This window comes from Methylophilus sp. DMC18 (assembly GCF_056314005.1).
The window spans coordinates 1-5,489 of sequence record NZ_JBQUZE010000009.1 but is presented as its reverse complement, the minus strand read 5'-3'; the positions used below and the strand labels follow the sequence as shown (position 1 = coordinate 5,489).

At 48.8% G+C, this 5,489-nt stretch carries 3 protein-coding genes; all 3 read left to right on the top strand.

The features are described from left to right. Positions 1–474 (top strand): methyl-accepting chemotaxis protein (locus ACT53G_RS14485; protein WP_476169747.1); only part of this gene is annotated, 474 nt, incomplete at its 5' end. A 296-nt stretch (positions 475–770) separates the two neighbouring features. Next, positions 771–3,485, top strand: a complete 2,715-nt coding sequence (locus tag ACT53G_RS14480) for a methyl-accepting chemotaxis protein (RefSeq protein ID WP_476169746.1) — start codon at positions 771–773, stop codon at positions 3,483–3,485. A gap of 319 nt (positions 3,486–3,804) precedes the next feature. Beyond that, positions 3,805–5,489: HAMP domain-containing protein (locus ACT53G_RS14475; protein WP_476169745.1), on the top strand; the 1,685-nt coding region annotated here is incomplete at its 3' end.

The window sequence follows — 5,489 nt, the reverse complement described above, 5'->3', positions numbered from 1 at the left end:
AAACTGGTTGAGAATGCTGGTAACACCATGGAAGAAGTGGTTTCCTCAGTCCAGCGTGTGGCCGATATCATCAGTGAGATTTCAGCCGCGTCTACCGAGCAGACCACCGGCATTGACCAGGTCAACCAGGCAGTGACCAGCATGGATGAAACCACCCAGCAGAACGCAGCCTTGGTTGAAGAGGCTGCTGCTGCGGCTGAGTCCCTGGTCGATCAGGCCAACCAGCTGGCTGATGTGATTAGCCAGTTCAAGCTGGAAGGTAAAGTCAACACAGGGTTCACTGCAACGCTCAAATCCTCTTCTGGTAGTGGCGGATATTCAGCGCCAAGACCAAGTGCAGATTCGCGTTCGGGCAGAGCTGTGCCAGCCCCTTCAGGCTATGTCGATAAACCGCAGTTTTCAAAATCTCCACCGAGCGCGCCAAGGCCGCCCGCAAAGACAGGCACTGACGATTCGGATTGGGAAGAATTCTAGTCATTCGTCTAAATAAAAAACCGGCTGCTAAACAGCCGGTTTTTTTATGTGATCTGCTGGATCACATTTGTCTTTTATGGAGATGCATTCAAAGACATTAAAAGGATAGGTTTTAAGCCTTTCTTTAATGGATGCTTGATGGATGACTAATTGCAAGATAGCAAAGTATTAAGGAAAAAAGTGTTTGTGTTGGCAAGACACGTCAGAAGACAGCCATGTCTTTGACTTTTGTAATCTTAAACAAGCATTTTGCATAGGCGTAAGCAAATACTGAGGATGGATAAATGTTCGGAAACATGAGAGTAAAGAAAAGCCTGATGGTCGGGTTTGGTAGCATGATTCTGCTGATGGCAGGATTAACTGTTATTGGGATTGACCGTGTGCGTGAAATCGACGATACGCTGACCGAAATCAATGATGTGAATAGCGTTAAGCAGCGCTATGCCATCAATTTTCGCGGCAGCGTGCATGACCGGGCGATTAGTTTGCGTGATGTGACCCTAGAGGCATCCAGTGCTGAAGTGGACAAGTCCATCAGTGATATCCGCCGATTGGCGGTTGCTTATGAAGAGAGTTCGGCCAAGCTGGATGCTATTTTTAAAGAGGATGCGGCTGTTACGGCAGATGAAAAGGAAATTCTCACGCACATCAAGTCTATCGAAGCCAAAACATTACCGGTGATTGAACGTGTGATTGCATTACGCCATGCAGGTGATGAGGAGCAAGCGAAAAGTCTGTTAATGAGTGAAGCTAAGCCCTTGTTTGTAGAATGGCTCAAAACCATTAATCAGTTTATTGATTATCAGGAGGCATTAAACAAAACGGCTTCAGCGCAAGCCAAGTCTGTCGCTTCCGGGTTTTCCATACTCATGCAAATTGCATTAGGGATTGCCATTCTTATCGCTGGCTGGATGGCTATTTCAATCTCTAAATCCCTGCTTAACCGTTTAGGTGCAGATCCGTTGGAACTCACTGAGTTTGCCAAAAAAATTGGTGAAGGGGATTCTGACTTTGCCGTACCGCTGGCTGAACATGACCAAGGCAGTGTTGCCTACCAGCTACAACGCATGCGGCAACATGTGCTAAAAGTCATTAGCGAAATGAAGGATGTCGCGCATGCGCAAGCCAATGGTGAGATTGATCGCCGTATCCACAGTGCACAACACCAAGGAATGTTTAAAGACATGGCCGAAGGTGTCAATCAAATGCTGGATGACCAACATGCGTCGACCCGCAAGGTGATGGCTGTGATCAACGGCTTTGGCAATGGCGACTTTGGCATTCCGCTTGAGACATTCAAAGGGAAAAAAGCCGAGATCAACCGCGATATTGAGCAAGTCAGAGCCAATTTGACCAATATCATTTCCGATTTAAACCAGATGTCTGCTGCCCATCGTCAGGGCAATATCAGCTATTTTATTGACCCTGCCAAATATAATGGCCACTTCAGCGCCTTGGCTGAAGGGGTGAACGGCATGGTGCAGGAATATATCGAAGAAAATAAAACGGTGACTGATTGTATTTTGCAGTTTGGTGAAGGTAATTTCTCCGCCACCATCAAGGAGTTCCCTGGAGAAAAAGCGTTTATCAACAAGAGCGTCAAGAAGATTGGCGGCAACCTCAAAGGCTTGATTGATTCGGTTAACTGGGTCAGTAATGCGCATGAGCAAGGTGAAATTGATGCCATGCTACGTGATGACATGTTTAAAGGCGATTTCAGTACGCTGGCCAAGTCTGTCAACAATATGGTGACTGGCTTGTTGGAAATGAACCAGCAATCCATGCAGGTCGTGAAGGGCTTTGGTGAAGGTAACTTCGACATTCCGCTTCAGCGCTGGCCAGGTAAAAAGGGCGAGATCAACGACACGGTTGAGCAAGTTCGCGCAAACCTGAAAGGGTTGATTGGTGACATCAACGGCTTAACAGAAGCTGCAGGCGAAGGCCGCATTTCAGTGCGGGCTGACGCTTCCCAGCATAAAGGCGATTTCCGCAAAATTGTTGAGGGCGTTAACCACACCCTGGACATGATTGTAGAGCCGATCATTGCGGTGACTGAAGCCGTCGAAACCATCACCACTGCGGCCAATGAAATTTCCAGCGGTAATGCTGATCTTTCAGCCCGTACCGAACAACAGGCTTCCAGCCTGGAGCAAACGGCGGCAAGCATGGAGGAGTTGGCATCCACGGTTAAACAGAATGCCGACAACGCCAAACAAGCCAACCAGCTGGCACTGACAGCGTCTGGTGTCGCGGTTAAAGGTGGCCAGGTGGTGAATGAAGTGGTTGCCACCATGAGTGCGATTAACGAAAGTGCCAAGAAGATCGAGGACATCATCTCGGTGATTGACGGCATTGCCTTCCAGACCAACATCCTGGCCTTGAATGCGGCAGTTGAAGCGGCGCGTGCAGGTGAACAGGGCCGTGGTTTTGCGGTTGTAGCGGGTGAAGTGCGTAACCTGGCCCAGCGTTCAGCCAGTGCTGCGAAAGAGATTAAAGAGCTGATTGCAGACTCTGTAAATAAAACCACTGAAGGCACCAAGCTGGTTGAAAATGCCGGTAGCACGATGGACGAGGTGGTCTCCTCTGTGCAACGTGTGGCTGACATTATCAGTGAAATCTCTGCTGCCTCTATTGAGCAAACCACCGGCATTGAGCAGGTGAACCAGGCAGTGACCAGCATGGATGAAACCACGCAACAGAATGCAGCCTTGGTTGAAGAAGCGGCCGCTGCGGCTGAATCCCTGGTTGATCAGGCCAATCAGCTGGCGGATGTGGTCAGCCAGTTCAAGCTGGAGAGGGGCGCGGGATCAGGCTTTACCGCCTCACCTAAGTCTCAAGTCAAGGGAAGTGTTTTTTCAACACCGCGAAGCATGCCTCAGCATGGCTCGGGAAGACCGGTTCCTGCACCTTCTGGTTATGTGGATAAACCCCAGCGTGCTCAAGCGACGGCGAGTCCCAACAGGCTCACTGCCAAAACCGGCACGGATAATTCGGATTGGGAAGAGTTTTGACCTAAGTCATTTTCAGAAACGGCTGCTTCGGCAGCCGTTTTTTTGTGTCTGCACTTCATTGGGCATGGTTTGTACAACCTCATGCCTGAATGACTTTAAACAGAACCATAAAAATACGTTTTACATTCAATTTGGATATTTATCTTTAGCGGGATAATGATTACATAAACAGTGAATAAAAAATCTTATAAACGGATTTTATTATTCATATAAAAATTGGCTTTACGGTCATTGATTGACTTCAAGCTAGAAATAACTCGGAAGAGCAGTGCGTCAGCAATGCACGCCCCCTATTTATTTTTATGCAAAGGAAGTCAATATGCAGTTGTCTCAGCGCTTTCAATCTATTCAGGGCAAAATCGTCCTGATGGCAGGGCTGTCCATTCTGGTTAGCGGCAGCATTCTCGTCGGATCCTCTTATCTCTCAGCTAAAAACAATCAGCAACTGGTGTCTGAAAACGTATCGTTGTTAGTCAACGAAGGCACCAAAAACAGCTTGAAGAATCTGGCTGGCTCTGAAGCAGGAAAAATCCAGGCCAAGTTTGATGTCGCACTGGATGCGGCACGCACGATGGCAAATACTTTTGTGTTGAGTAAAGAGGGTTCCGTGGCACTGGGGCGTGACCAGATTAATGCCATCTTGCTCAATGTGCTGAAACAAAACCCAGAGTTCAATGGCACTTATAGTTGTTGGGAGCCGGATGCGCTTGATGGTAAAGATGACGCTTTTAAAACCGGCAGAGATGGCAACAATAGCCTCACCGGCCGTTTTACGCCTTATTGGAACCGTGATGAAAGCGGACGGATTGCGGTGCAACCACTGGTGGAGTATGACACGCTGGACAAGCACCCCAATGGCGTCATGAAAGGCGGCTGGTATCTTGGCCCCAAAACAAACCATACCGAAAGTGTATTGGACCCATTTCCTTATATTGTGCAAGGCAAATCTGTATGGTTGACCACGCTGTCGGTGCCCATTATCAAGAACGGCAAGTTTTATGGTGTCGCCGGGACTGACTACAATCTGGACTTTGTGCAAAAAACCGCTGAAGGTGCCAGCAAGAATCTGTTTGACGGCAAGGGCGAAGTGGTTATCGTCAGTAATATGGGGCTTATCGTGGCCGATAGCCGTAATCCAGGCTTGATTGGCCAGCCCTTTGGCAAAATTGTGGGCGACAGCAGCGCAAAGTATCTCCAAGAGATCCAGTCTGGTCATGATTTAGCGGCGATTGACCAGCAAGCCGGTCAAATGATGGCGCTCGCCCCGATTATGTTGGGCCGCACTGGCAAACCTTGGTCTGTCCTGATTAAAGTACCAACCGCCGTCGTGCTGGCAGAAGCGCAAGCGCTTGATCAACGATTGTCTAGCGGTGCGAATCAAGCCGCTTTATGGCAGTTATTGTTAGGTTTGATGGTGACGGCAACCGGGATTGCGGTCATCTGGTTTTCAGCCGCAAAAATTGCAAAACCCATACGTGAAGCCGCCCAGGTTGCACAGGACTTATCACTGGGTAGAACAGATGTCGTGATTGAGGTGCATAGCCAGGATGAAACCGGCCAGTTAATGACGGCCATGCAAAGCATGGTCAAGTCGATTAAGTTACTCATTCATGATACCCATGGCCTGGCACAATCTGCGGTACAAGGCAATCTCTCTACACGGGCAGACATTCAGCCGCATCAAGGCGATTTCCGCAAAGTGGTTGAGGGGATAAACGAGACACTGGATGCAGTTGTAACGCCTTTGGGTGTGGCTGCGAGCTATGTGGAACAGATCGCCAAAGGTGAAATTCCAGAAAAGATTACGGCTGACTATAAAGGCGATTTTAACGCCATTAAAAACAACCTGAACCAGTGTATAGAGACCATTAATAGTATGGTGTATGACACTGAAGAATTGGTGCACGCAGCGGTAGAAGGCCGTTTATCCACCCGTGCGGATGCCAGCAAGCATCAAGGTGACTTCCGCAAGATTGTCCAGGGCGTGAACGAGACGCTGGATGC